General features: G+C 40.9%; 24 protein-coding genes. 18 read left to right on the forward strand and 6 right to left on the reverse strand.

Annotation, left to right across the window (positions count from 1 at the left end):
- Nucleotides 1-318: 318 nt before the first annotated feature.
- Entirely contained in the window at nucleotides 319-1,941 is a 1,623-nt protein-coding gene (locus tag J8M01_RS22205) for a HAMP domain-containing methyl-accepting chemotaxis protein (protein ID WP_211059370.1), read from the reverse strand.
- 209 nt (nucleotides 1,942-2,150) lie between these two features.
- Between J8M01_RS22205 and J8M01_RS22210 the strand changes: the two genes are divergently transcribed.
- The 3 genes from J8M01_RS22210 to J8M01_RS22220 are packed head-to-tail and all read left to right on the forward strand — an operon-like array spanning nucleotide 2,151 to nucleotide 4,457.
- Nucleotides 2,151-3,221, forward strand: coding sequence for a porin (locus J8M01_RS22210; protein WP_210998167.1), 1,071 nt, complete (start codon nucleotides 2,151-2,153; stop codon nucleotides 3,219-3,221).
- Between the two features lie 11 nt (nucleotides 3,222-3,232).
- A complete protein-coding gene (locus J8M01_RS22215; protein WP_211059371.1) occupies nucleotides 3,233-3,640 on the forward strand; it encodes a phosphate ABC transporter substrate-binding protein in 408 nt (135 codons plus the stop codon).
- 46 nt (nucleotides 3,641-3,686) lie between these two features.
- On the forward strand, nucleotides 3,687-4,457 hold the full coding sequence (locus tag J8M01_RS22220) for a transporter substrate-binding domain-containing protein (protein WP_282100542.1): 771 nt from the start codon (nucleotides 3,687-3,689) through the stop codon (nucleotides 4,455-4,457).
- A gap of 87 nt (nucleotides 4,458-4,544) precedes the next feature.
- On the opposite strand, the gene J8M01_RS22225 is transcribed toward J8M01_RS22220, so the two are convergent.
- The 5 genes from J8M01_RS22225 to J8M01_RS22245 form a co-directional block, all read right to left on the reverse strand.
- Entirely contained in the window at nucleotides 4,545-4,961 is a 417-nt protein-coding gene (locus tag J8M01_RS22225) for a VF530 family DNA-binding protein (protein WP_210998164.1), read from the reverse strand.
- 79 nt (nucleotides 4,962-5,040) lie between these two features.
- Nucleotides 5,041-6,057: a tetratricopeptide repeat protein gene (locus J8M01_RS22230; RefSeq protein WP_211059373.1), complete on the reverse strand. Its 1,017-nt coding sequence runs from the start codon at nucleotides 6,055-6,057 to the stop codon at nucleotides 5,041-5,043.
- 82 nt (nucleotides 6,058-6,139) lie between these two features.
- A complete protein-coding gene (locus J8M01_RS22235; RefSeq protein ID WP_210998162.1) occupies nucleotides 6,140-7,792 on the reverse strand; it encodes a methyl-accepting chemotaxis protein in 1,653 nt (550 codons plus the stop codon).
- A gap of 195 nt (nucleotides 7,793-7,987) precedes the next feature.
- Nucleotides 7,988-8,239: a TIGR03643 family protein gene (locus J8M01_RS22240; RefSeq protein ID WP_211059374.1), complete on the reverse strand. Its 252-nt coding sequence runs from the start codon at nucleotides 8,237-8,239 to the stop codon at nucleotides 7,988-7,990.
- 94 nt (nucleotides 8,240-8,333) lie between these two features.
- The gene (locus J8M01_RS22245; RefSeq protein WP_247671234.1) at nucleotides 8,334-9,170 is read right to left on the reverse strand and encodes a hypothetical protein; all 837 of its coding nucleotides are present in this window, start codon (nucleotides 9,168-9,170) and stop codon (nucleotides 8,334-8,336) included.
- Between the two features lie 175 nt (nucleotides 9,171-9,345).
- Between J8M01_RS22245 and J8M01_RS22250 the strand changes: the two genes are divergently transcribed.
- The 15 genes from J8M01_RS22250 to J8M01_RS22320 form a co-directional block, all read left to right on the forward strand.
- Nucleotides 9,346-9,744, forward strand: a complete 399-nt coding sequence (locus J8M01_RS22250) for a hypothetical protein (RefSeq protein ID WP_211051024.1) — start codon at nucleotides 9,346-9,348, stop codon at nucleotides 9,742-9,744.
- A gap of 123 nt (nucleotides 9,745-9,867) precedes the next feature.
- Nucleotides 9,868-10,533: a GntR family transcriptional regulator gene (locus J8M01_RS22255; protein WP_192507350.1), complete on the forward strand. Its 666-nt coding sequence runs from the start codon at nucleotides 9,868-9,870 to the stop codon at nucleotides 10,531-10,533.
- A gap of 66 nt (nucleotides 10,534-10,599) precedes the next feature.
- Nucleotides 10,600-11,700 (forward strand): Xaa-Pro peptidase family protein, encoded by a 1,101-nt coding sequence (locus tag J8M01_RS22260; RefSeq protein WP_348772773.1) that lies wholly within the window; start codon nucleotides 10,600-10,602, stop codon nucleotides 11,698-11,700.
- Between the two features lie 7 nt (nucleotides 11,701-11,707).
- Entirely contained in the window at nucleotides 11,708-12,643 is a 936-nt protein-coding gene (locus tag J8M01_RS22265) for an ornithine cyclodeaminase family protein (protein WP_211059375.1), read from the forward strand.
- Nucleotides 12,640-13,053, forward strand: coding sequence for a hypothetical protein (locus J8M01_RS22270; RefSeq protein WP_211051022.1), 414 nt, complete (start codon nucleotides 12,640-12,642; stop codon nucleotides 13,051-13,053). The genes J8M01_RS22265 and J8M01_RS22270 overlap by 4 nt, the downstream gene beginning before the upstream one ends.
- A gap of 107 nt (nucleotides 13,054-13,160) precedes the next feature.
- Nucleotides 13,161-13,892, forward strand: coding sequence for a transporter substrate-binding domain-containing protein (locus tag J8M01_RS22275; protein WP_211059376.1), 732 nt, complete (start codon nucleotides 13,161-13,163; stop codon nucleotides 13,890-13,892).
- 244 nt (nucleotides 13,893-14,136) lie between these two features.
- The gene (locus tag J8M01_RS22280; protein ID WP_211059377.1) at nucleotides 14,137-14,754 is read left to right on the forward strand and encodes an aspartyl/asparaginyl beta-hydroxylase domain-containing protein; all 618 of its coding nucleotides are present in this window, start codon (nucleotides 14,137-14,139) and stop codon (nucleotides 14,752-14,754) included.
- Nucleotides 14,755-14,769: 15 nt separating this feature from the next.
- A complete protein-coding gene (locus J8M01_RS22285) occupies nucleotides 14,770-15,279 on the forward strand; it encodes a GNAT family N-acetyltransferase (RefSeq protein ID WP_211059378.1) in 510 nt (169 codons plus the stop codon).
- 29 nt (nucleotides 15,280-15,308) lie between these two features.
- Nucleotides 15,309-15,590: a hypothetical protein gene (locus tag J8M01_RS22290; protein WP_211059379.1), complete on the forward strand. Its 282-nt coding sequence runs from the start codon at nucleotides 15,309-15,311 to the stop codon at nucleotides 15,588-15,590.
- 64 nt (nucleotides 15,591-15,654) lie between these two features.
- Nucleotides 15,655-16,200 (forward strand): tail fiber protein, encoded by a 546-nt coding sequence (locus J8M01_RS22295; protein ID WP_211059380.1) that lies wholly within the window; start codon nucleotides 15,655-15,657, stop codon nucleotides 16,198-16,200.
- 12 nt (nucleotides 16,201-16,212) lie between these two features.
- Nucleotides 16,213-16,743 (forward strand): tail fiber protein, encoded by a 531-nt coding sequence (locus J8M01_RS22300; RefSeq protein ID WP_211059381.1) that lies wholly within the window; start codon nucleotides 16,213-16,215, stop codon nucleotides 16,741-16,743.
- 12 nt (nucleotides 16,744-16,755) lie between these two features.
- Nucleotides 16,756-17,292 (forward strand): tail fiber protein, encoded by a 537-nt coding sequence (locus J8M01_RS22305; protein WP_211059382.1) that lies wholly within the window; start codon nucleotides 16,756-16,758, stop codon nucleotides 17,290-17,292.
- Between the two features lie 82 nt (nucleotides 17,293-17,374).
- Entirely contained in the window at nucleotides 17,375-18,613 is a 1,239-nt protein-coding gene (locus J8M01_RS22310; protein ID WP_247671235.1) for a S8/S53 family peptidase, read from the forward strand.
- 44 nt (nucleotides 18,614-18,657) lie between these two features.
- Nucleotides 18,658-19,806, forward strand: coding sequence for a TIGR03032 family protein (locus J8M01_RS22315; RefSeq protein ID WP_211059383.1), 1,149 nt, complete (start codon nucleotides 18,658-18,660; stop codon nucleotides 19,804-19,806).
- Between the two features lie 5 nt (nucleotides 19,807-19,811).
- Nucleotides 19,812-25,510: Ig-like domain-containing protein (locus J8M01_RS22320; protein ID WP_211059384.1), on the forward strand; the 5,699-nt coding region annotated here is incomplete at its 3' end.

Consider the following 25,510-nt stretch of genomic DNA (forward strand, 5'->3'; position numbering starts at 1 on the left):
GAGTAAGAGACTGGTCGATTAAAATACACTCAAAAATGTCATTTTTTGTGGGTGCGGATAACAGTAGTATCAATACGCATTATCTATAACCAACTTTTTCCTGGTGATTATACGATGTTTATCGTGCAAATAGAGTGTCTATGTTTAATGTGATTGATGCAGCCTGACACTTAGGTGATCATTTTTAAAATGCATTGGGAATACAATCAATCGTTTGTCTAGTATTGATGATAACACGATAGAAAACGGCATAAACTTTGAATTTTCGTAATTAAAACCCCAGATAAAAGTACTGGGGTTTTAGTTAATAAAAATAGTCTAAATTTTGAACTTAGATGTAGAGTCGAGCAGGTTGTCAGATAGCTTATGTAGGTTTTGAGCCACATCACCAACTTGAGAAAGAGAGTTCATTGTTTCTTCAAAAGAGCTATGCATACTCGATACGTTATCGACCACCATTGCGGCAACAGATGTTTGTTCTTCAGTGGCCGTTGCAATTTGAGAGTTCATTCCGTTAATGGCTAAAATTTGTTCAGAAATTAACTGTATTGATGTCCCTGTTGCTTCTGCAGCCTGAGCATTGTTTGTTGCCATATCTCTTGCGCTATTCATTGCTGTAACTGAATCTGACGCTGCGACGGTCAAAATACTGATCAGTTCGCGTATTTCGTTGGTTGATTTAGCTGTACGAGATGCAAGCTCTCGAACTTCATCAGCAACCACCGCGAAGCCTCGGCCTTGCTCACCGGCTCTAGCAGCCTCAATAGCTGCGTTCAAAGCAAGTAGATTGGTTTGTTCGGCAATTGAAGTGATCACGTTTAAGATTTGAGTAACATTTTGGGTGTCGTCAGCAAGCTTGTTGATTGTATTCGCTGCCTTATTAATTTCCTCGCTTAAATCCTGAGACTGAGCCACAGATACATTGATTTGTTTCATACTTTCATCAACTGCATTTTCAGCGAGCTCAGCAGCTTGGAATGCATTTGCTGCAGACTGTGAAATATCCCCAACGCTTTGTTTCATTTCCTCCATAGACTGACGTACAACCTCAGCGTCACTCGATTGTTGTTGGGTGGCGTGTTCTGCAGATTGCATACCTTCAACTAGCCTTGTTGAGTTTTGTGTAAGTGGTTCAACAACGGCTATCACGTCAACGACAGTTGCGCGTAACAAGTTTACAAAAGCGTTGAAGTTGCGAGAGACTTGACCAATTTCATCGGCTGAGTGCACAGTTAATTGAGAGCTCAAAGAACCTTTTCCTTCAGCGAGCAAGTTCAAATTACCGGCTGCCTCTTTCGCAGCAGAACTGATCCCTTTCGCAATCATGACAGCCAGCATAATAACAATAATTAAAGAAATAATCGTGACGATAAACATTTTCGTCAGTGCGCTATCAGCATTAACTTTGGTATTATTGATCAGCTCGAAAAATCGCTCATCAGCTCTTTTTTGGTCACTGCTGAGCTGGGCCATCACCTCGTCAAACAAATCACTTTTTTGTTTTGCTTTTTGAGGAAGTGTGGCAAAGTCTGCCGTACCATCGATCATGCTATTCGCTATGTTTTTTGCGATAACCTCATACTTTTTAATATCATTAATGGTGCTCGTTGTTGGAAAATTACGATTAAGTGCTGGTATTTCTTCTAAATTATCAAGCAACGTATCGCTCATTCCCTCCGCTTTATCAATCAATTCGGCATCACCAAAGGTGACTGATTGCGTGTAGGTTTCATCTAACGCCTGCATCGTTGTCACATTTTTTGATGTGAGTATGAGGAGTTTATAGGTTTGGTTTTCAAGCTCATCCAATGAGTGCTGATTTGCTTGCATAGAGTTGTAGTTAATCATAACCAGTACGACAAATGCCGTCACAGCCACGATCGTTATTGCGTGTATCTTTTTGGAGATACTAAGATTTTTTAAATGCAATAGTGAAGACATATAACACCTTATTAGCTAACAATATTACAACATATTAGTTGTGATATACGACCAGATGAGTCGGTCCATAAGGCTGAGTGCCTATATCGGATGTATCCGTCATCTGAATAAAGCTTAGTCCCAATCCAATTTTTATCAATAAAACTTTCTTTTTCGGATGTTTAACTATACTTAGCTCTGCCAATAACACTAGATTAGCGGAGCTATCTATGAAATTAAAATCAACTCTCTTGCTCGCAGCGTTGACCTCAACAGCGCTTCACGCAGAGGTAAATATATCCGGGTTTGCAAGTATCAATGGTGGTAAAGTTTTGAGTGGAACAGGGGTTCCTCAATTCGGTTTAGAACCCACATTTCTTGCTGACTATCCAATAGTTAGTGCATATAAAGAGGATTTCTCATTTTCGCCAGAATCACTGATAGGCTTACAAGTTAGCGGTGATTTAGGAGATGGTTTAAGTGTAACAGGGCAAATTGTTGCGCGTGGTGCCAATGACTATGACGCCGAGTTTGAATGGGCGTATGTGTCTTACGATATTAATGATAATTGGACAATTCAGGCAGGTAAAAAGCGCTTACCCTTGTTCTATTATTCAGATTTTTACGATGTAGGCTATGCTTACGTTTGGATGCGCGCGCCAGCTGATAATTATACGTGGCAAATATTTAATTATGAAGGGATTAACGTACTTTATAACGGCTCAATTGGAGATTGGGGGATATCTGCAAACGTTTATACTGGGCGTGAAGATGATGGCGAAAACAAACTTCTATCTGATTTCTTTTTTCAAACGCCAACGCGAGAAATCTGGGAAGATATTTTGGGAGGCGTGGTCCAGTTAAGCTACGATTGGTTAGAGCTACGATTTACCCATATGCAATATACCAACAAACGATTCCGTAACGGTGAAGCGACCATGTGGGATGGCAAAGACTCAAGAGATGGCAAGTTTTATGGGCTAGCTGCTAATGCTGACTTTGGTAATTTCTTTATCTTATCCGAATTTAATCGATTAGATCTAGGCGGCAATTTAGATACTTACATGATTAGTGCTGGGTATCGTATCAATGATTTCACCCCATATGTGATGGTTTCTAACTTTGAAGGTGAAGGTCAAGATGCAGAAAAGCACGATACGCAAGCTGTCGGTGTGCGGTGGGATTTTCACCCATCTGCGGCATTTAAAGTCCAATATGATAAAGTTAACGATGACTCAGTATCACTGGCTGTTGCAGGTGACAGTAAAGCGCTGACACTTGGTATCGATGTGGTTTTTTAGGAGGATAGTTCATGAAAAAGTTAACATGTTTACTGCTATTAACCGGTGCAATCAATGCATATGCTGATGTGTCTGTTATTGTTCATCCAAGTAACGGAAGTAGTTTTGAGGCTTCGACAATTAAGCGTATTTATACAGGTAAAGAGAAGTCTTTTTCTAATGGCAATAAAGTTATCCCAATTTCGCAAGGGGCGGGGAGCGCGGTAACCGATGAGTTTAACGATAAAGTGTTGAATAAATCTTCAGCGCAACTTAAAGCGTATTGGTCAAAATTAATTTTTACTGGTAAAGGAACGCCGCCAAAAGAGGTGTCTAATGATGCCGAAGTGCTGAAAATGATTGCCGCTAACCCTGATACAATCGGATTTGTTTCTTCAGGTGCAGTGACAGATCAAGTTAAAGTAATTAAGCAGTTTTAAGGTACTGTGAGGAAAAGCGGCGTCGCTTTTCCTCGTATCTAAAGCTATGCGAATCACTACATATATATTTAAATTTATTATTGCAACTTTGCTTTTGTGTGTTTCATTTGTAAATATAGCAAAGGAATGTATTGACTCGGTTAAAGTGGGGTTTGTGGTAGAGTGGCCTCCGCTCACCATGTTGACGGCATCTGGAGCTGATGGTTTAGATGTGAATATCGCAAAAATGGTTTTCAAGCAATGGGGGCAGTGCACATTTTTTGTAAAATTGCCCTCTTCAGCTCGCAGTTTTAATGAACTTGAGCGCGGCTCCGTCGATGTTGTTCTGATGACCAGTTATACGAAAGAAAGGGCAAAACTCGGGCTCTATTCCGCGCCTTATCGCACAGAAAAAATGCGATTATTTTCAATTAATTCACCGGTTAATATCACTTCTTTAGAACAAATTCTAACGCAAAACATTCGTATCGGTGTGAGCTTAGGCTCGTATTATGGAGAAGAAGTCAAAGATTTGGCTAATCAAGATAAATATCAAGAGCAGTTTATTGCGATTGCTAGCATTAAACGCAGAGCAGAGCTTTTAGCGATAGGACGAGTGGATTACATTATTGAAGATAAGATTACGGGTCAATACATAGCAAGTAAACTGGCACTAGATAAGTTGAAAGTTTGGCCATATCAAGTACATGACAATGATGTGCACTTCCTACTTAGGAAAGAGCGTTTCACCTTAGAGCAAATTGAAGAAATTAATTATATTATCAAGAGCTTAAAGCCTAAAATTGATGAGTTAGTGGAACGTTATGAGCAAGGGTAAAAGGTGAGGTTTTGCTAAATACTGCTGCTTTTATAAAACGTAACATTAATACAAAAATAAGCTGGGCAGCTGCCCAGCGATACATGATTAGTTACCCCAAGGGTTTTGTGCAGACGAACGTTGCTTTCTTGTACGAGCTCTATCTTTAGCTGCTTTTTTTTCTTGGATACGCTTTGCATCCGAAAAGCTTAACTCGCACGGTGTGCCTGGTACATGACCTTCAGGAATAATACGGTCGCGTGGCGGCAGCTCGTATTGTACATCATCAGGCTTAGGTAGGTTTTTTAAGCGGTACAAGTAAAAATTTTCCACTTTTTCTTGTGCCCATACTGTTTTTTTTAAAAACTTTACGGCTGATTCAGTACTCGGGTTATTTTTAAAACAGTTAAGCTGTAAATAAGCGTGAAGAAGCTCCCAACCATACTGCTCGACAAGTTCGTTAATCACTTGGTCAAGTTTAACACCGGTTAATGGATTGCTCCGGTATAGATCTTTGTTGTTCATCTTTGCTCACTGAGTTTTTAAATAAATTAATGTAATTATAAGTACTATTTATGATTATTGAAACCGTTATAGCAGTAATTCACTGGGCCTGAGGTGAGCATGAGAGTTCAATAGGAGCACGTTTGCCAGTGCTAATTATTTTGTTGATAGGTAAAGGGTAGACTTGGTCCCACGCCGCGTTTAACTTTTTATGGTCAAACAATAATACAAACTCGGCAATTGACGGTGCAATTTCAGTCGTGACTAACATAGGCATATGTGTATTTAATCTGTCAACTTCATCAGCTGTTAATAATGCGCCATCACCGCGCGTGCGAAATACGAGTAATAGCCAATTTAGATACTCAATAAAATCAGCTTTTTCACTGTGTGTAACGGTTTGTTGTATAGCGTCTTTGTAACGCGCAAAGTTTTGCCAATCTTGTTGTTGGGTCATGATGTATAAAAGGTTTAAACCGACACTTGACGATAGCAAGATATCATTCTCTAAATTATGAATTTTTAATGCTTTTTTATACATAGACTCGGCTTGTTTATAGTCTTTCTCAAGCAGATAAAAGTTACCGAGGTTGTTATAAATTCCAGCTTTTACAGTTTGAGTGCTGGCGCGAAGTAGTGATTTTTTGAGTAATGTGACCGCTTCTTTATGTTGTCCTGTATAACGATATACAACCGTCAAATTACCAACTACTTTGGTATAGTCACGGGCTGTTGCAGCCCAATTAAGTGCACATAAGTTTAAATATTTTGCATAGTCATAATCACCTATTCTGCGATGATGGATAGCCATTGGTACGAATATGCGAAAATGGCTATGTACAGTTGTATCAAGCCAGCGGCTCTGAGTAATGATATCCAGCGAATGTGAGATGAGTTGGCTATTATTGGTTCGAATCGCGGCTTCCAGTCCAGCTAAGTGAAGTTCCATTGAACCTTTTGAAGGGATAGTTGGAATGCGGTCTATGATTTCTTCATAGTATTGCAGCGCTTTATTTGGTTCGGTACGGTTAAGCGATTTAATTTCATTTAGCGCATTAAATAATGGTGCAGGAGAAAGCGTCATTGAAATAACCCAAGGTATCCAATTCAATCCCATAGTCTATCCAGTTAGGTTGTTTAGACCCAAGTATAGTGGAAAAAGACGCCTGAATGCTTATTTAGATTTCAGGCGTCGAATGTTAAATTTTGAAGTAGTCCACTTCCCCTTTAAGCTGACTAGATAGGTTATTCAGCGAATCTACGGCTTTTTCATTATTTTGCATTGAATGAATAGCGTCTGATGACATCGCGGATATTTGTTCCATCGCAGTGGCTATATCACTGACTACATTAACTTGATCCGAAGTGGCTTTGGCGACTTCTTTTATTCTGTTAAGTGAATCAGCAGCCTGCTCTTCAATATTAGCGAGAAGCTCGCTTGCTTTAGTTGTACGTTCTTTACCACTTTCCACTTGGGGTTGGGTTGTTTCCATTGCAGATACACTGGCCGCTGTCTCGGCTTGCACTTCAGAGATCATTGTTTCAATTTGTGAGGTTGCCTCACCTGTCCTTTGTGCTAGCTGCCTAACTTCGTCGGCGACAACGGCAAATCCTCGACCAGTTTCTCCGGCACGGGCCGCTTCAATAGCAGCATTGAGCGCTAGTAAGTTGGTTTGTTCAGAAATGCCACTGATCACATTAACAATACCGCCAATCTCTTTGGTTCTTTCTTCCAATTTTTTTACTTGGTTTACTGCTTCATCAACTGTCGTGGCAATTTTTTCCATTTCTTGGGCTGCATCGAATACGAGCTCTCGACCTTGCTTGGCATTGTCAGTAGTCATTGAGGAGTTGTTTTCCGTTAGATGCGCTATTTGAGAGACTTGGTCAATACTGTGGCGCATGTCAGAGAGCTTAGATGCCGTATCGGAAGTTAAGGATGCTTGTTGGCGGGCCGCGTCTAACACAGAAGCTGAACCTTGAGCGACATCATTGACTTGCACTGATACATTTTGTGATGCTGTGACGATGTTGCGTACTGTGGTTGTGAGTGTTTTACTCATTTCGGACAAAGAGTGGAGAATACTGCCTGTAGGGTGATCCGTATTAGTATGTGTTAAGGAACCATTGGCCATAGCTTTTATGGCTTGTTCTGCCTCAAACGGTTCTCCTCCCAAGGAAGATCTAAAGCTACGCTCTATCATAAGCCCAACGAAAATGGATATTGCGATGGCAAGTGCACAAAGGGACAACATGAGCTCTTGGAAACCACCAGCAACGGAGCGAGCTTCAGGGGTCAGCTGTTGGTTTTTAACTTCTTGGAAATCGATAAATTCATTTATTGCATTTAACCACTCAATAAACGCGGGACGGGCCGAGTCTAAAATGGTGGTCGTCATGACCTCTCCACGGCGTTTATCATTAATGATACTTTCAATCAGAGGTAAGGTTTGTGATTGGATCTTATCAATGTTATTGAGGATGCGCAGTTCATCTCTGGAAAAGTGTATGCCGTCTCTTTGCATTTTTGACATCTTTTCTTCAGACTCTAAATAGAATTCGGCGAGTTCTTTAATTTCGTTTTGAAAACGTGTTATCTCTTGAGGTGAACGTGCCATCGCGATATCTCTGATTGCAATAGCTCGGTCGTGTACACTGCCTCGGTAATTTATGGCATATCGTTGTTTAACAGAGTTAACATCGGTAATCTCTGCTAAAGTGTGATCAATAAAGTTAACTTTAATGATACCCATTATAGTGAGTAGAATCAGCAAGCTTAATATAAAGCCAAACCCTATTCCCAATCGTGTTTTTACTTTTAAAGTTGATAAATAGTCCAATTTGATACCCATATAAGATTGAATGAAGCGCAACTAATTGTAATCTTAGCAAAAGTGTTGCAATTATAGTGTAATAGACCGAAACAATCTTTTTTAAATTGCATTCTGAACTCAAAATGAATGCTTTGATGCTGTTCAGAGGCAATCCATCTGTAAAAAAGCCAGTCAATAATATGAAGCGCCATTGAACTGAATTTTTTTGAGAGACTATTTTAATTTGTATTGAGTTTTACAGTGGCTACGAGTTACTGTTGTAAGGCGCAGGTGAAAGTGCTTATTTTTGCGACCTCGATGTCTTTTTCTCCATGTAACAAAACTGCGACGAGACAGGTGGTTTTGCATAAACTGAGTTAAGTGAGGCTCAGATAGCCCATATAGATTATCAATTGCTTCGAAAGGGGTACGATCTTCCCACGCCATTTCAATTATTCGTGAAATGTCTGGTTCTTTATAATCCATCGCTCTACTCTTTATATAAATATTACCATATACGAAAGAAGTGCTGATTCGGGGCAGTCGTTGGCTGCTTTTAGCCATGATATTTTATCATTTATTAATGCCTCAACTGATCAATTTGAGTTCGAGTAATGATTGGAAAGTCTTTTCTGTGTATGTATTTACGATATAAGTTTGTAAAAACAGCACTGTGACTTAACTGATCAAGCTTACTAATAAAGTGGTTAGTATCTTGGGTGGGGTCTTTGCGGTATAGTTGGTATTGCTTGATCAGTTGAGCAACTGAGGGCGCTGATGGTGTTTTGGATTTTAGCGCAATTTCAGCTTCAATAAAAAATGCTACACCACTCCAGTAGACTCTTTGCTGTGCGCGTAGTGACCACATGTTACTTGATACGCTGGATAATTTACCTTGCTTACTTTTAGTTTGTTGTTTTCCTCTTGAGAGGCCAGACCATAAGCGATTCTTAAAATCATGGTAAGAAATAATGCCATTTTCTAACATGGTAATATTTTGCAAGTAGGTTGCTAACCCTTCACTTATCCAAAAGTCTTCGTAGTTTAATAGTGGATGATACAAATGGGCAATTTCGTGATAGAGCGTCCAATCCTTTTTTAAGGTAGATTCTGCTGCGTAGCGATTGAAGTGTAGCTCAATACCGTCAGGATTACCTCTATTTACTGTTGCCCAAGGAACTGGCTCAAATGCAAAGTATCGTGGTTTTAATTTAACGGGAACATAATCTTGGGATAATGGTCCCAATGTATTTTCGCTAGCCAGTACGCCATATTCTATCCAAGATTTAACAACAGACTGTTGTTGAGTAGATAGCGCATCAAAGTTTTGATACTTCAATTCTATACTGAGTGCCTCACGTGAAATAAAACTGATAAAAAGCACTAGCATGAGTAGTTTGTTGAGGTTCATATACATTATTTTTCGCTATTGTTAATTGAACTACGACTAATTAATAATAGACCTGTGTTTTATATAAAAATTACATTATATTGAGAGCTTGCTTAGTATATGAAAGTATCTCAAGTGATAAAATTGATGGAGTATGCTCTAATATCTTGATTGTTTTTTAATAAAATCAAGAGGTTAATTTATGATAAGGTTAAAGTTAGGACTGGCAGCGGTTGTTTTAAATATCAATGTTGTGATAGCAAATCCATTAATAGGCACGTGGCAGTTTGTTAAAGGAGAGTACGCAACTGATAAAGGGCTGGTTACAGCACGCGCGCCTGAGTTAAGCTCCGTAAAGATAATTTCAAAAAGTCACTTTAGTTACATAACACAAAATAACGGAAAATTTTTGTATGCAGGAGGTGGATCGTACCAATTGGATAATACCCATTTCACCGAGCACGTTGAATATGGCAATGTAAACAATTTGATAGGTAAGTCGATGGCATTTACGTATCAAATAGAGCAAGACTTGTGGCACCATACACTTCATAAAAATGGTAAACTGGTTGAACGAGAGGTTTGGCAGAAGATAAATTAAGCCAGCGCGTTGTAGCTTAAGAATAATTAAATCATACAGCATTTGTGATGTTTATCAGTCAAATGTAGCAGCAATAGCTGATATATGTATAATGTATGCTAAATGCAAAATATAGGGGCACTCATGGGAATTGAGCATAAAACACGTACACAACTTGTCGCAGAAGCAATAAGAGAGAAAATTCTTTCAGGAGAAATTAAAGCCGGCGACCCATTACGTCAAGCTGCGTTAGCGGACGAGTTAAACGTGAGTCGCATTCCTGTTAGAGAGGCCTTGTTACAACTGGAAGCAGAAGGGTTAGTTAATTTTGAAGCGCATAAAGGTGCAACGGCGACAATGCTGAGCGCAGATCAAATTGATGAAATCTTTGATTTACGGGCATTGTTGGAGGCAGAGCTATTACGTCATTCAATCGCTAACTTAACGCCTCGAGACTTACTTGAAGCTGAAGCTATATTATACGACTTAGAAGAAGCCACAGAAGCTGGTGATACACAATTAGCAACAGGTAAGCTTAATGCCGAGTTTCATGTAAAGTTGTATAGCAGAGCGAATCGTCCGCAAACGGCGGAGCTAGTTGCTATGTATAGCAAAAACTCGGAGCGTTACGTGCGCATGCATATATTATTGGCGGGTGGTATTAAAACGGCACCGGAAGAGCACCGTACTTTACTTGAATTATGTAAAACTAAAGATGCAGAAAAAGCATGCCAGTACTTGAAACTGCATATTAGTGCTGCCAAAGATGACATTAAGCAATTATTACTAAAAACAGAGCAAACAAAATAACAAATATGTAAATTTATTGAATATTTAATATTGTATGCAATTTAATATTGCGCTATGTTGTGTCGCATGGAAAACGACTCTAATAGCGCAATGATCTCAAGGTACACTTCTCGACAATCCAAATTTAATCAAACTTTGAACGACGGTAAGCTCAATAGCATGCTGGTGTTTGGCCCTGAAAATATTAACTACTTAACAGGGTTTACCGGTAACGCAGCATATCTGATTGCTAGCCCAAAAAAATACATTTTAATCACAGATTACCGTTACTTTGAGCGAGCTCAGCAGGAGTGCCAGCATTGCGATATTGTGTGCCGAGATCGCAGTAGTGAAACATTGGGGGCGTGTATTCAACGTCATTTACCCAGCGGCGATACAGGGTTTGATGCCGCGTATATTACAGTGAATTTATGGCAAGAAATCGCAACCACACTAGATAGGGTACTTAGACCGATAACAGGTCTGATAGAGCAACTTAGAACGGTAAAATGTGAATGGGAAGTCACAAACATTAAAAAAGCGGCTGCAATAGCTGATCTTGCACTTGCTGACATGCTAGGGCATGTGCGTTTGGGTGTAACAGAGAAGGATCTTGCCACTGAGCTTGACTATAAGATGCAGAAGCTGGGCTCTGACGGTGTTAGCTTTGATACAATATTATTATTTGGATCTCGTAGTGCATTGCCTCATGGCAAGCCTGGCAACACACAGCTTAAAGAGGGTGACATGATCCTCATTGACTTTGGCGCTGTGGTTAATGGATATCGCTCAGATATGACTCGCACCTATGTTTATCAATCAGCAACAGCTAAGCAGCAGCATATGTATGACACGGTTATTGCGGCGCAAAATACCAGTCTTGAACTGGTTAAATCTGGCACTAATTGTATTGAATTGAACGCAGCGTCAGAACGCGTTTTGTTTGGTGCAGGCTATGAGGAGTATGCAGGTAAGGGGCTCGGACATGGTTTAGGACTACATTTGCATGAAACACCATTTATCACACCGAAAACACATTTTGTATTACAGGCTGGAAATGTAATTACGATAGAGCCCGGGATATACATTCCAGAGTTAGGGGGGGTTAGGATTGAAGATGACATTTTGGTAACGCACGAGGGGTTTGAGTGTTTAACTCATGCACCGAAACAATTTATAGTGGAGTAACAGAGATATGCATATCATCTCAGAGCAACAAGTACACAGCAGTTTAAGTTTTAAGGCTGTGATTGAAGCACTAAAAATAGGGTTTGCAAAGCCTGCTGGTACGCCACCAAGACAGGTGTTTCCTCTTACAGAAGATGCGAACAATCATGATGCTTTTGCGGTGTTACCGGCATGGAACAATGAAGTCATTGGGGTTAAGTCATTCACTTATTTTCCAAGTAATACAGAGAAAGGCTTTAAAAGCTTATACTCGAAAATTATGCTTTTCGACAGACAACATGGTGAACCATTAGCATTGATTGACGGTACAAGCGTGACGTTTTGGCGTACCGCAAGCGTGTCTGCTTTGGCATCTTCTTACCTTTCTCGCCCTGACAGCCGTCATTTGGTATTTTTTGGCTCCGGTAATTTGGCACTTTATATGATAGAAGCGCATTTGTCCGTACGACCGATAGAAAAAGTGACCTTGGTTGCTCGTGATAAAGCAAAAGTAGCATCATTAATTTCAACGCTTTCTATCAAGTTTAAAGGTATTGAATTTATATCTGAAAATGCAAACGAAGCCACAATAAACAGTGCAGATATAGTCAGTTGTGCAACCGGATCTCATGAGCCACTTTTTGATGGCGCTTGGTTAAAGCCTGGAGCCCATGTTGATTTGATAGGTAATCACCATAAACAACACAGAGAATGTGACTCGATAACGGTTACCCGCTCTAAATTGTTTGTAGATAGCCGCGTAAACGTGCTTAATGAAGCGGGGGAAGTACTCATTCCGATTTCGGAAGGACTGATCGATAGCTCGTTTGTTGTTGCTGAACTAAGTGAGCTACATGATGTCAGTTTTGTACGTTCAGGTGATGATATTACTGTGTTTAAATCAGTCGGGATGGCGTTAAGTGATTTGCTAACGGCGCATTTAGTGTATAGGTTGGTTTTATGAACTGGTTATTGGTTTTAGGCGCAGTAATGCTGGTTATGGCGTCGTTATTATACTGGCAAGGTAAAAGAAAGCGATTAAAAAAACGCGTGTGGCGACAAGTACAAGTCAATAATTTAATAAAAGTGAAGCAGCATAAAACGGGTCCGATGGAAATGTTGTCTGAGCAAAGTTTATTAGTTGAATTTACTTTTTTAGAGAAACAATATAGTTGTCAAACTGCTTATAGAACCCAGTTATGTGACTCATTTAGTGCCAACGAACCTACGTTTATTTTGATTGACCCGGATAACCCCACCCAGTGTTATTACAATGCATGTCAACAAACAAAATTTGCAAAGCTATGGTTTATTATGTCACTGGGTGTTGTGTTATGTGTGCTGCTAAGTAATACCCTGCCGATCATACGCTAGCCTTGAAGGTTGGGGTAATTGAAATAAAATACAGTGTGTTTATTTGCACCTAGTCTAAAACCGATTACGCTTAATTAAGTATTAGCGCAGTTCATAGGTTGTTAGGCATGAAATGGGTGGTAATTTTTATTTGGCTATTTCATTGTAATGTAATTGCCCAGTCAGACACGTATAGCTTTTGTTTTTCGCGATGGTGGCCATTTAGCTTTGTCGAAGACGCAGGTGAAGCTAAAGGCATTCAAGTTGATTTACTTAAGTATGTATTAAACAATCACAACATTTCTGTTTCGTTTACTGAACTTCCTTACAAGCGTTGTATTGATGATGTTTTAAGTGGTAAATATGACTTTACGTTACATCTAGACCATTCAGACTCTTTAAATCTCGTAGAGCATGGCGTATCTGTATGGGAAATGGCATTGGCGGTAAACGTTAATAATCAGTTTTTAACGTTACAAAAAATTAAGTCGTTACCTTTATTCAGTGTAGTAATAGCACAAGAATACCCCTACCCAAAAGCAGCGCTAAAGACCTTGGCGGATATCAACGCGGTTATTATTAAACGTTCTTACTATGAAGGTTCAGATGAAGACGCCAAGGCACTGTTTGACATTTTGTCATCTAATCGTGTAGGTGCGGTGTTAGTAGACAGACGCTGGGCTGAAAAGATCATCTCTCAATTTAATTTACCTGTCTCAATTCTACCTGAGTTGGTTCACTCACAAAGACAATTTATAGGTTATTCAGATCAAAATCATGAAAAGGCAGTGATACTAAGTGGCTTACTGAAAGCGGTGTCGGAGCAAGAAATACATGCGATTGAAATGGACTATCAATAGTTGATAATGGCTAGAAGTAGGCTATATTTTGATGCAGCTACTAAAAGATAGCAATACGCTTTTTGTAATATTGAGAAAGAGTTAAGCACATATTTGGGCAGTTTTTGCCAGTGTAATGCGCTGTAATTTGGAATTACGCCAAACTGTGTAATTATTTATATTAAAGCAATTAATCGTATTGTATGATTATGGATAGATTATGTAGAGGCATACATTATCTCACAAATAATTATAAGGAAGTTGGATGTCTGAGCCTATCTTGGCGTTTGCACCGTTAGACCTATTGTTAGAAGGCTTGGAGCTATCATCTGATATTGAAGCTGCAAAAAGCCATGACTGGGTAAGCCACGTAAATACCTCTTGCTATGACGGAGATTGGGATGTATTGCCTTTAATAATTCCCAAAGAGCACCTAGATAGCCATATCATTTTACAAGCATTTTCACACAATTGTGAAAGCCCTTGGGTAGAAAGTCAGTATTTGAAACATTTGCCCTCTATTAGGGCCCTTATTGATCGGTTCGAATGTGACGTTTTGTCTGTACGTCTGATGCGTTTACATGCTAATTCATATATTAAACCTCATAGAGATCAAGGGCTCAGTCTTGAGGCTTCATCACAAGCGCGTATTCATATTCCTTTAGAGATTTCTCCAGAAGTTCAGTTTCAAGTAGACGGCGCAACTGTGCCGATGGTTGTAAATAGTGTTTGGTATATAAATGCCGATGCGGAACATTCAGTGAAAAACACCGGAGATACGTCAAGGATTAACCTTGTCATAGATTGCAATGTTAATGAGTGGCTATTTAACTTGATTATGAACTCTAAAAACAAAACATATTGCTGTAAAAAAGTAAGTTAAGGAGATAACGAGGTAATGAAATTTAATATTCCAAAAGGGCTCAATATAAGGCCATCTAATACAGCAGATAAACCTTTTTTAGAAAAGCTGCACCATTCTATGCGCCAGGATTTACAGCTAATTGATGGAGAAAAAGATTTCGTAGAGTCGATTGTGGAAATGCAATTTCGGGCTCAAACCGAAGGATATGGAGATAAGTTTCCCAATGCAATGTACTTTATTATAGAAAAGCACCATGAAGCGATAGGTAAAGCAACAATCGATTTTGGCCCAAACGAAATCCGCATTGTCGACATTGGGTTTTTACCCAGCGCCCGTGGACATGGCTTTGGCTCCGCAATCATTCAATCATTTCAAAGTGCGGCATTACAGTCGGGTGCACCTTTAACGCTCTCTGTTGAACAAAATAATGTGGCAGCAAAGCAGTTATATTATCGTTTAGGGTTTCAAGTTGAATCTATTAGCCCACCATATGAATTTATGGTGTGGTACCCGCACCCAGTGAAGTTAATGAGCGGTGTGTAACTAAGTAAAAGTAAGCATAGGGGTTTAATATGGATAAATTTACGTTTGAAAATGTTGAAAGTGCACAGGGAGCAGTTGTAAAAGTAGCTGGTCAAGATGGTGAAGTAGAGTTAGAGGTATCAACAGTTGATAGAACGAAACTCAATGGAGAGCAATGGGATGCATTTCGCGTCATACTCAAAGGCAAAGCAGATGAACCTTTAGAGCAAGGCACATATAGATTAACACATGATTCATTTGGTGAAGCTGAATTATTTTTATCTCCAAATAATGAAACAGAGTATGAGATATACATTACGACACAAAAGTAGCTTGCCGTATTCAGTATTTAATAGACTAAGCAATCCGTTTAATTAAGTGAGTAAGGAGATTTATATGGCAGATCCGTATATGTCAGAAATAAAGCCATTTGCATTCAATTTTGCGCCAAAAGACTGGGCCTTCTGTAATGGTGAGGTAATCGCGATCTCGCAAAACGCGGCACTGTTTGCATTGTTGGGGACTCAATTTGGTGGTGATGGTAGAAGTAACTTTAACTTACCAGAGCTACGCGGTCGGACCCCTATCGGGGATGGGGTTTCGGAGCCTGAAAGACGTTTTTTTAAAGCCGGAACGAGTGTTGGAGTGGAAAATGTAACGTTAACGCTGGACCAAATGGCTGCCCATACTCATGGAGTACTCGCTACAGCCACTATTGCTGCCGATAGCCCTGCGTTTACTGATCGTATCTTTTCTGAATCAAAGGATAGGAAAGGTACATCGACAGAACCGTTTGTATATAACTCACCGTCAAACTTAACAGAGCTTTCTCAGGAGGTCGTTAGTAGCAGTGGCAGCGGTTTATCACACACTAATATACAACCCCTACTAGCACTTAACTTTTGTATTGCTCTTGATGGTATATTCCCACCAAGAAATTAATAAGGAGAAAGCATGTCTGATTCATTTATTGGCGAAATAAAGATGATAGCCACGACTTATGCACCGAGGCAATGGGCATTTTGCAGTGGGGCGACACTTGGAATCAACCAAAATCAAGCCTTATTTGCATTAATTGGGGCGCAATACGGGGGTGATGGACGTTCATCTTTTCAGTTACCAGACTTAAGAGGCCGTGTGCCTGTTCATTTCGGTCAAGGTCCTGGACTACAAAATTATCCACTTGGGGCAAAAACTGGAGTGGAGAATGTTACGCTTCAGCCAGCGCAAATACCGCCTCATACGCATCGTTTGCAAGCGAGTAATAATCAAGCGAATACTTCAACTGCGGTTGGGAACGTATTAGCAATGAGCCCAACTTCGGAATCAACTTATATATCTGGCACCCCTACGGGAGCAACACAGGCACTTAACGAGGGCGCAGTTCAATCTGCCGGAGCGAGTCAAGCGCATACCAATATGATGCCTTACTTGGCGATAAACTTTATTATTTGCCTAACAGGTACTTTTCCATCAAGAAATTAAAGGAGGCATAGTATGGCTGACCCATTTATGGCAGAAATTCGAATTTTTGGTCAAGTATATAGTCCAGAGTCTTGGGCTAATTGTGCTGGTCAATTAATGAGCATAGCGCAGTTTAGTGCGTTATTTAGTTTGCTTGGAACAAATTTTGGTGGTAACGGACGAACATCATTTAAGATTCCAGATTTACGGGGAAGAGCGCCATTGCAAGCAGGGCAAGGTTTAGGGTTGAGAGATCGAGTGTTCTCTACTTATGGCGGCGTTAGTCAAGTTTCGCTTACTCCTTTAGAGCTTCCTGAACATGACCATGCTATTTCAGGTGTGTTTCAAGCTGGGAATACAGAGCAGCCAAGTAATAACCAACTAGCGATTGATGTAGGTTCTTCTGGTGGCGTACTACGATATACAGCGCCATTGGATAACAATACAAATCTTATGAGCAGTAGCAGCTTAGCTGCATCTGGTGGGAGTCAGCCGCATGAGAATATGCAACCTGCATTGGCTCTGAATTTTTGCATTGCATTAGACGGGATTTATCCACCAAGAAATTGATGCAAAAAGCACAGGTTTTCATTTTAAAACCTGTGCTTTTTTGTATTACGGACAAAGAGGCGCTGTTCGTATAGGAAATAAGATGTATATCTTTTTAAGGTGTTGTGTGGGTAGTTATGCATTAATTTTGAAATATCTAAGCTGGCGTATAGTCTATTGCTGCTTAATTTCAAGTGGGTGTTTGTTTGTCAAAGGAGTATATGCAGAGGTAAGTTTTGATAAGGTGCAATTTGAATATTCTAAAAATAATGTTGTTCTTACTAAATATGATGATGATTTTTTAATAGATAACGAAGGGAATAAGTACACGTATAACAAAAAGATAATAATACAGTCGTTGTTGTCAGTAGAAGACGTTTTATCAATACATGGTCAAATAAATGAAGTTCAAATTATTGCGAATATAGGTAAGGAGCCTGTTTATTGGGTTACACCAAATGAAGGAAGATTTTTTGAAGTCTACACCATGTTGAAAGAACATAAAGGAGTACTGGCGATAGAGCCTGATATTGCACCTGTCAGAAAGCTTATTAGCTCAAGCAAAAAACAGCTACAAATCGATAGTAGTGCAATAGAACTACAAAAGCTTTCATTGTGCAAACACCCCGTAAACAGAGTTCGGGTTGCGATTATTGATGATGGGTTCGATTTTACACACCCAGAGTTCGATAAGTTAAAAGTATTGCTTGAGTATGATGCAGATCAGAAAGTTATGACAGCGAGAGCAAAGGCGCCAATTGATTTTCATGGCACACTTGTTGCCGGTGTGATTGCGGCTAAGCGCGACAATAGGGGTATTGAAGGACTTGCACCGACAAGTGAAATTATTGCCATTAGACAAGTATCTACTTGGACGTCTTCACTAATATTGGCGTTTCAAGTTGCAAAAATGATGAATGCAGATGTGGTTAATTGCAGTTGGGTTGTATCATTTTTGTCTGATATAACAGCTCAAGTGATCGAAGATTTTTCTGCTTTGCCAAATAATCCGATAATTGTAGCAGCGGCGGGTAATAGCGGTAAAAAGGCATGTGAGATTAATAAACTGTCGAAATTGGCAACAACCGTGACTGTGGGATCAATTAATAATGGTGAGCGCGCAAAGTTTTCTAATTATGGAAAATGTGTTGACTATTATGTCCCTTCTTCAATTGAATCAACCTCATTGAATGGGTACGCTCATTTTGGAGGAACTTCATCATCAGCAGCTATGTTCTCTGGCATTGTGGCGCAGTTAAAGGCATGTGGAATTGAATATTCGTTGGCAAATTTAAGTATGATTGAAAATATATATCCTGCGCATACAGTTGAAAAAAAATAAAAGTGAGTATGTGGTTTTGAGTAGAATTAAAGGTAGTAAGATTCATGGATTCTGAGTTGAATATTTTGGACTTTAGCAGTACCTATAGCGATAATTTTCCTAAAATACTATCTGAGTTGGGAATATCGTTGATTGTAACAAGCTACCAGTCGCAGCGTGTTATTTTGGTACGCTCAAATAATGGTAAATTAGAAACAAAACTAAAAGCATTTCCAAGGCCAATGGGACTTTATGCAGATAGCGATAGAATTACCCTTGGAACACTAAACCAAGTTATCGATTTTCAAAGAACCGACAATGGTTATGCAGATGTAGTCAATGGAAACTTAGATAGCTACGAAGCGTTACCAAAAAAGCTACAAGATAGTGAACTTAAAGATATAACCGAGTTTCGAGAACAGTGGGATGAGCAAATTCAAAGCGTAAAGGCTGCCGATAGTTTGTTTATGGAAAGAGCCACGCTGTCAACCGGTATGATTAATATTCATGATATTGGTTGGGGAAATGATGGCTTGTGGGTAGTTAATTCAATGTTTTCGTGCCTCTGTAAATTAAGTCCTAATCATAGTTTTGTTGCCGCATGGACACCATCATTTATTTCAGAGCTAAAACCTGATAACCGATGCCATTTAAATGGAATGGCAATGCTCGAGGGTGAGCCTCGTTATGCAACTGCGTTTGGTGAATCGGATACGCCAGAAGGCTGGAGAGATGAGTTAGGAAGCAATGGGGTTCTGATAGATATTGTTGCAAATAAAGTCGTTAAGTCTGGTATTTCAATGCCACACTCCCCGCGGTGCCATGCAGGCAAAGTATACTATTGCGCATCTGGGGATGGGGATATTCACGTCTACGATCCAAAACTTGGGGTTAGTCGAGTTTTGTGTGAACTTCAAGGTTTCACTCGAGGGATGACGTTCTTTGGTGACTTAATGCTTGTGGGTACGAGCACCTTACGTAAATCAGAAGAACATATTCGTTTTAAAGCACATCCGAGGTTACTAGATGGACAGAGTGAGTGTGGAGTGTGGTTAGTGGATGTAAATACAGGTGAGGTGATTGGTAATTTGACGTTTTTAGGTGATGTTGAACAGATTTACGATATTGCAGTTGTGCCGAACAGTAAAAAGCCAGAGCTACTTCAAAGCGCAGACGCGTTGTCTAGCCATATTTTTGAATTTTGTCGAGGGTAAATACCATGGAACGTTTAAGTTTGAATAAAACTCTTTTAGGGGCTGCCATCCCTGCGATAATAGCGAATGGGGCATACGCAGAAACGGTGAATGGCCAGTTAGAGTCAGAGCAAACCTTAAAAAAACCGGTACGAGAAGCAAGCGTTGCAAAAATGGCTACTGGACCAGTCAACCCATTTTCAGTATTTAGCCGAGCACTAGAAACTCAACCTGCCTTAGTCAACTCAGACAGCACTAATACACTAAGCTTTTTAAAGAAGCAGGGGTTAGTTGAAACTCATGAGCAGAAAGTGAGTATTGTTTCTGGCGACAATACACAGGTAAAAAGTGATTTACTCATAAGAAAAGTATTTGCGAGTGGAAATTGCTTAACAACAAATGGTCTGTGCTTCGAGACAACTGCCTGTAGTGCTATCCCTGGAGCTATATCTGGCGCTTGTGGCGCGTCTCCAGAAATAGATGTTGAAGAAAGTGGGGCAACAACAACGAGTGAAGATTTTGGTAATGTCGCAGCAAATGGCTCTGAATCTACTACAAAGACATTTACCGTTAAAAATGAAGGGACGGGTACCTTAACTACATCAGCTGTTTCGATAACGAGTGGCAGTAGCGACTTTTCTATTACTAATGCAAGTACATGTATTCGTAATGGGCAACCTTTAACATCTGGCATGCAGTGCACGATTGTTGTTCAGTTACAAACGACGACAGTAGGCGCTGTTTCAGGCAACTTGCGAATAACGAGTGATGATGCTGATGAAGGCTCATATAACGTATCTCTAAGTGGTACGGGCACCGATGCTACGGCGCCGACATTTGACAGCGCAAACTCAACGCCAACAGATAATGGTACTAATGTCTCGGTGTCTGATAATATCGTCATCGATTTTAGTGAAAATATTGCGTTAAGCACGGGTAATATAACGGTGCGAGATGTCACTGGGTCAAGTGATTTTGAGGTGTTTAACGTTGCGACTGAAAGTGATGGCGCAACGACCAGCCCAAGTGCGGGCCGCATTGGTATTGTCAACGACAAGATTTATATAAATCCGACGAATGATTTAACTGGGAGCAATCAATATGCACTGCGCGTAGATTCAACCGCAGTAGATGACTCAGCAGGCAATAGTTTTGCAGGTATAAGTGATGATACCACCTTTAATTTCACTACGGTAAACGAACCGCCTGCGCTTGATTTAAATAGCGGCACATCAGGTAATGATACAACAGCCTCATTTTCTGAAGGGTCAGGTGCCGTTAGTTTCATGACCAGTCCAACGGTTACAGATACCGACACGATAACAACAATTACAGTTACGCTCACGAATGGTCAAGGTGATGAAGATGAAGGGATAAATGTGTCGGCGAGTGCGCAAAATGCTTTAGCTGGCGTATCAGGCGAGTCGGATATTTCAAATGCAATTGAAATAAAAGTGGAGAATGCAACTGCAACAACCGCTGAAGTGGCAACATTCTTACAAGCAATAACTTATAATAACTCGAGTGATACACCTAATACCACATCGCGAACTGTCACCGTTGTTGTTAATGATGGCACAGTCGATAGTGAGACAGGCACTGCTGTAATCAGTGTGGCCAATGTAACCGCGGCAAGTAGTTCTGCAGCATCATTTAATACCACATCGGGCACTAACTTAAGCCCTGCTATAACATTTAGTGGTGACAATGAAACACTTACCATAGCATCCGCTAGTCATATTGCAGGATCAACCGCGCAAGGTGGTGGTGGGACGGATGAAATTGTTGTAATAGATGGCAGTGATCTGACGCAATTTACCAGTTTAACCACCTTTGAAACCCTCTCGACTTTTAATAATGGCTCATTAACGCTCAGTGAGTCTCAACACGATACGTTTACAACCATAAATGGCACTGGTACTAATACATTTACCTTGGCAAGTGCAGATGAAGATGGCACGGTTACTGCTGATGCAGACATAGAAACGTATGTTTTAAATGCGGCCTTTAACATTACCTTATCTGGTGCGGCGCAAAATATTACCGGTAGTAGTAGTGCAGATACCGTTAATGTTTCTGGGTTAACGGCAACGGGGACATTAGATGGCGGCGGCGATACAGATGTGCTGCAAATGAGTACAGGGGCTAGTATCAGCAATGCAACAGTCAGTGCATTCGAATCTTTAACATTGAGCGGTGGCGCATCGGTCACAATGACAGAAGCGCAACACGATGGCTTTTCAACAGTAACTGCAAGCGGCACTGATTCAATCACCATAAGCTCAGCGACAGATGGCTTAACGGGGAACAGTGCGGTTGAAACGTATGTGTTGAGTACAGCGAATACATTTACTTTAGGCAGCGCGTCACAAAACCTAACGGGTAGTGGTAACGATGACACGGTTAATGTGAATGCACTGAGTGCGACAGGGACTTTAGCGGGTGGAAGTGGCACAGATACATTGGCTGTTACAAACGGCGGAAATATATCGGGTGCGACCGTCAGTGGCTTTGAGAATTTATCGGTTGCTGCTGGTGGTACTGTAACAATTAATGCAGCCCAATTGTCTAGTTTTACTGGAACGGTTTCTGGCAGCGGTACAGAAACAGTATCTGTTTCTGGTGATGGTAATGTGAGTACCGTATCGGCCATTGAGAATTATACCTTAAATGATGACAGTACGAACGCTCGGTCGGTGACGGTCACCAGCGCAGGGCATTCTGTTACTGCAACCTCAGCGACTGATGCAATCACATTTGATTTAGGCACGCTTGCGTTTACAGGCACTATTACGGGTGACAATACTGTTGCAGATACGCTCAGCTTAAGCAGTGGTGCGAATATATCAGCAGGGTCTATTTCTAATGTGAACAACCTCACCTTAGCGTCGGGCGCCTCAGTGACTATGACTGCCAGTCAGCACAACGCGTTTGGTGGCACAATTACGGCGCCTGGTTCTGAAACAATTATTATCAGTGGGGATGGTAATTTAACCACATTTTCTTCCGTTGAGTCTTATACCATAGGTGATGATAGTACTAATACGCGAACAGTTACTATTAGTAATGGTACAACGAATGTGACAGCTAATTCATCAACAGATGCAATAACATTTGATATAGGCTCAAGTGCTTACACGGGCACATTAACCGGTGATGCAAGCCAAACCGATACTGTATCTGCATCTAATGGCGCAGATGTCTCTGGTGGGAGCTACTTTAATATAGGGACTCTGAGCTTAAGTAGCGGTGCAACCGTTGCGATTGATGCTGCTAATATTGGTAATTTTAGTACGTCAATGACCGGTAGTGCTGGCAGCGAAATACTGAAATTAATGGATGGCGGCACGTTTGATTTTAGCAGCACATCGGTTTCATCTGTTGAAGGCGTTGCCATAGGGACAAATAGTAATTTTACGCTTACCTTAACAGATAACTTTGCTTCAGATGGGGGGATGGTTGATATAACCAATGCAACTGGCAGTGCTGTAACGGGCGCTATTACCTTAAATGCAAGTGCTTTTAGTGGCGATGTGTTAACCATATCAGCGACTGACTTAAATGGTGCAGACACGTACACGGGTGGTTCTGGCGCCGATACGATTCGCCCTGGAGGCGGTACGGATTCAATGACGGGTAACGGTGGCAATGACAACTTCATAGGCAGTGCGTCTGACCTGTCGGGTGATACCATCGTAGATTTAGCAATTGGGGACATGATCACGATAACAGGTGTCACTGGATTATCGACTAACAATGTACGCTTTAATGGCTCAAGTACATTAGAAGTTGATACCGATGCAACGGATTTTAATATATCTGAGTTGACACTGTCGCTGACAAATGCGCCGGCATCAAATTTATCATTTACTGTGGCAGACAGTGGCGCGAATACGGTGATCACTTTTATTGCGAGCAATGATGTGCCTGTTTTTTCTTCACTAAATGGAGGGGCAACATACACAGAAAACGGCAGTGCAGTCACGATAGACAGTGATGTAACCGTTGCTGATACAGAACTTGATGCGCTCAACGGCAATACAGGCGATTATAATAATGCCAGTTTGACAATAACAAGAAATGGTGGTGCAAATAGCACGGATGTATTTGCTAACACTGGCTTATTAGGGGCACTGACACAAGGTAATAGCTTTACTTATAATAGTGTGTCAGTCGGCACCGTAACGACCAATTCTGTTGGTACGATTAAACTCACATTTAATAGCAGTGCAACGTCAAGTATTGTTGATTCGGTTATTTCATCACTTACTTATGCTAATACGTCTGAAGACCCGTCAAGTAGTGTGACATTAGATTACACCTTTAATGATGGTACATCTGATAGTACAGGGACAAACCAAGCGACTGTCACGATTTCTGCAGTGGATGATACGCCAACCGATATTGCACTGTCTTCATCAAGTATGACTCAATCAAGCACCAGTGCGGGGGCTGATGTTGGCACATTAAGTAGCACGGATGTGGATGATAGTAGTCATACATACAGTTTAGTTAATGCTGGTACGTCAACAAGCGGGACGTGTACAGCCAATAGTGGCAACGGCAGTTTCCAGATAAATGGCAGCATATTAGAAACACAAGCAGCAATCAACGCTGGCAGTTATATTGTGTGTGTGCAATCTCATGATGGTACTTCTTCTTTTCAAGAGTCATTTACCATTACGGTCAGTGACGATGTTGCGCCCGATGCACCCACTTCATTAGATTTAACTGCAGCGTCAGATACGGGCGCTTCAAGCACTGATAATTATACCAATGATACAACTTTAACATTGTCAGGTTCTGCAGAGGCAGGATCAACGGTTAAGCTATTTAGCAGTGTGTCAGGCTCTACTGTTATTGGCTCAGGCACCGCAATCGGTGGTTCATGGGAGATAACAACAAGTGCGTTAACATCTAACACATCACACACGATTACCGCAACAGCAACGGATGCTAGTAACAATACATCATCAACTTCAACGGGTTTGAGTGTCACATTAGACACAACAGCTCCAAGTGTACCAAGTACTCCAGACTTAAACAGCGCAAGTGATACCGGTAGCTCAAATACGGATAATATTACATCAGATACCACGCCGACCATTGATGGAACGGCGGCAGCTGGAGACACGATAACACTCACTTCAGATAAGGATGGTGTGTTAGGGTCGGTGGTGGTGCCTGCAGGTGGAAGTTGGAGCTTTACGCCATCATCTGCACTGTCTGCAAACACGCATTCTATTACGGTTGTTGCGACAGATCTGGCCGGTAATAATAGTAGTGCATCAAGTGCACTTGCTATTAACATTGATACCAGTGCAAGCACACCCAGTATAACCACACCCATTGAAGGTGATGCCATCGTGAATGCCAGCGAAGATAACGATGTATTGGTGCAAGGCAGCGGTGCTGAGTCTGGTGCTACAGTCACGGTTAATATTGGTGGGGTGAGTAAAACGACCACTGCAGATTCAAGCGGAAATTGGACGCTGTCAGGCAATGAGTTAGATATCAGTGCGCTTAATAACGGCAGCTTAACAGTATCTGCAACGCAGACAGACAAAGCTGGAAATACGTCATCTGCAGCAACCACTTCAATTACACTTGATAACCAAGCGCCCAGTGCAGTCACTATCACCACGCCGATTGAAGGTGATGGCATTGTGAATGCCGCCGAAGATAACGATGTATTGGTGCAAGGCAGCGGTGCGGAGTCGGGTGC

This window comes from Pseudoalteromonas sp. MMG005 (genome assembly GCF_018101015.1).
GTDB classification, from domain to species: Bacteria; Pseudomonadota; Gammaproteobacteria; order Enterobacterales; family Alteromonadaceae; genus Pseudoalteromonas; species Pseudoalteromonas aurantia.

Coding starts and splice junctions, on each gene's coding strand:
- J8M01_RS22240 (WP_211059374.1), bottom strand. CDS start 8,239: ATGGATTATAAAGAACCAGACATTTCACGAATAATTGAAATGGCGTGG.
- J8M01_RS22250 (WP_211051024.1), top strand. CDS start 9,346: ATGATAAGGTTAAAGTTAGGACTGGCAGCGGTTGTTTTAAATATCAAT.
- J8M01_RS22235 (WP_210998162.1), bottom strand. CDS start 7,792: ATGGGTATCAAATTGGACTATTTATCAACTTTAAAAGTAAAAACACGA.
- J8M01_RS22275 (WP_211059376.1), top strand. CDS start 13,161: ATGAAATGGGTGGTAATTTTTATTTGGCTATTTCATTGTAATGTAATT.
- J8M01_RS22285 (WP_211059378.1), top strand. CDS start 14,770: ATGAAATTTAATATTCCAAAAGGGCTCAATATAAGGCCATCTAATACA.
- J8M01_RS22220 (WP_282100542.1), top strand. CDS start 3,687: ATGCGAATCACTACATATATATTTAAATTTATTATTGCAACTTTGCTT.
- J8M01_RS22290 (WP_211059379.1), top strand. CDS start 15,309: ATGGATAAATTTACGTTTGAAAATGTTGAAAGTGCACAGGGAGCAGTT.
- J8M01_RS22230 (WP_211059373.1), bottom strand. CDS start 6,057: ATGGGATTGAATTGGATACCTTGGGTTATTTCAATGACGCTTTCTCCT.
- J8M01_RS22205 (WP_211059370.1), bottom strand. CDS start 1,941: ATGTCTTCACTATTGCATTTAAAAAATCTTAGTATCTCCAAAAAGATA.
- J8M01_RS22310 (WP_247671235.1), top strand. CDS start 17,375: ATGTATATCTTTTTAAGGTGTTGTGTGGGTAGTTATGCATTAATTTTG.
- J8M01_RS22280 (WP_211059377.1), top strand. CDS start 14,137: ATGTCTGAGCCTATCTTGGCGTTTGCACCGTTAGACCTATTGTTAGAA.
- J8M01_RS22305 (WP_211059382.1), top strand. CDS start 16,756: ATGGCTGACCCATTTATGGCAGAAATTCGAATTTTTGGTCAAGTATAT.
- J8M01_RS22215 (WP_211059371.1), top strand. CDS start 3,233: ATGAAAAAGTTAACATGTTTACTGCTATTAACCGGTGCAATCAATGCA.
- J8M01_RS22225 (WP_210998164.1), bottom strand. CDS start 4,961: ATGAACAACAAAGATCTATACCGGAGCAATCCATTAACCGGTGTTAAA.
- J8M01_RS22265 (WP_211059375.1), top strand. CDS start 11,708: ATGCATATCATCTCAGAGCAACAAGTACACAGCAGTTTAAGTTTTAAG.
- J8M01_RS22315 (WP_211059383.1), top strand. CDS start 18,658: ATGGATTCTGAGTTGAATATTTTGGACTTTAGCAGTACCTATAGCGAT.
- J8M01_RS22300 (WP_211059381.1), top strand. CDS start 16,213: ATGTCTGATTCATTTATTGGCGAAATAAAGATGATAGCCACGACTTAT.
- J8M01_RS22270 (WP_211051022.1), top strand. CDS start 12,640: ATGAACTGGTTATTGGTTTTAGGCGCAGTAATGCTGGTTATGGCGTCG.
- J8M01_RS22260 (WP_348772773.1), top strand. CDS start 10,600: ATGGAAAACGACTCTAATAGCGCAATGATCTCAAGGTACACTTCTCGA.
- J8M01_RS22295 (WP_211059380.1), top strand. CDS start 15,655: ATGGCAGATCCGTATATGTCAGAAATAAAGCCATTTGCATTCAATTTT.
- J8M01_RS22210 (WP_210998167.1), top strand. CDS start 2,151: ATGAAATTAAAATCAACTCTCTTGCTCGCAGCGTTGACCTCAACAGCG.
- J8M01_RS22245 (WP_247671234.1), bottom strand. CDS start 9,170: ATGTATATGAACCTCAACAAACTACTCATGCTAGTGCTTTTTATCAGT.
- J8M01_RS22255 (WP_192507350.1), top strand. CDS start 9,868: ATGGGAATTGAGCATAAAACACGTACACAACTTGTCGCAGAAGCAATA.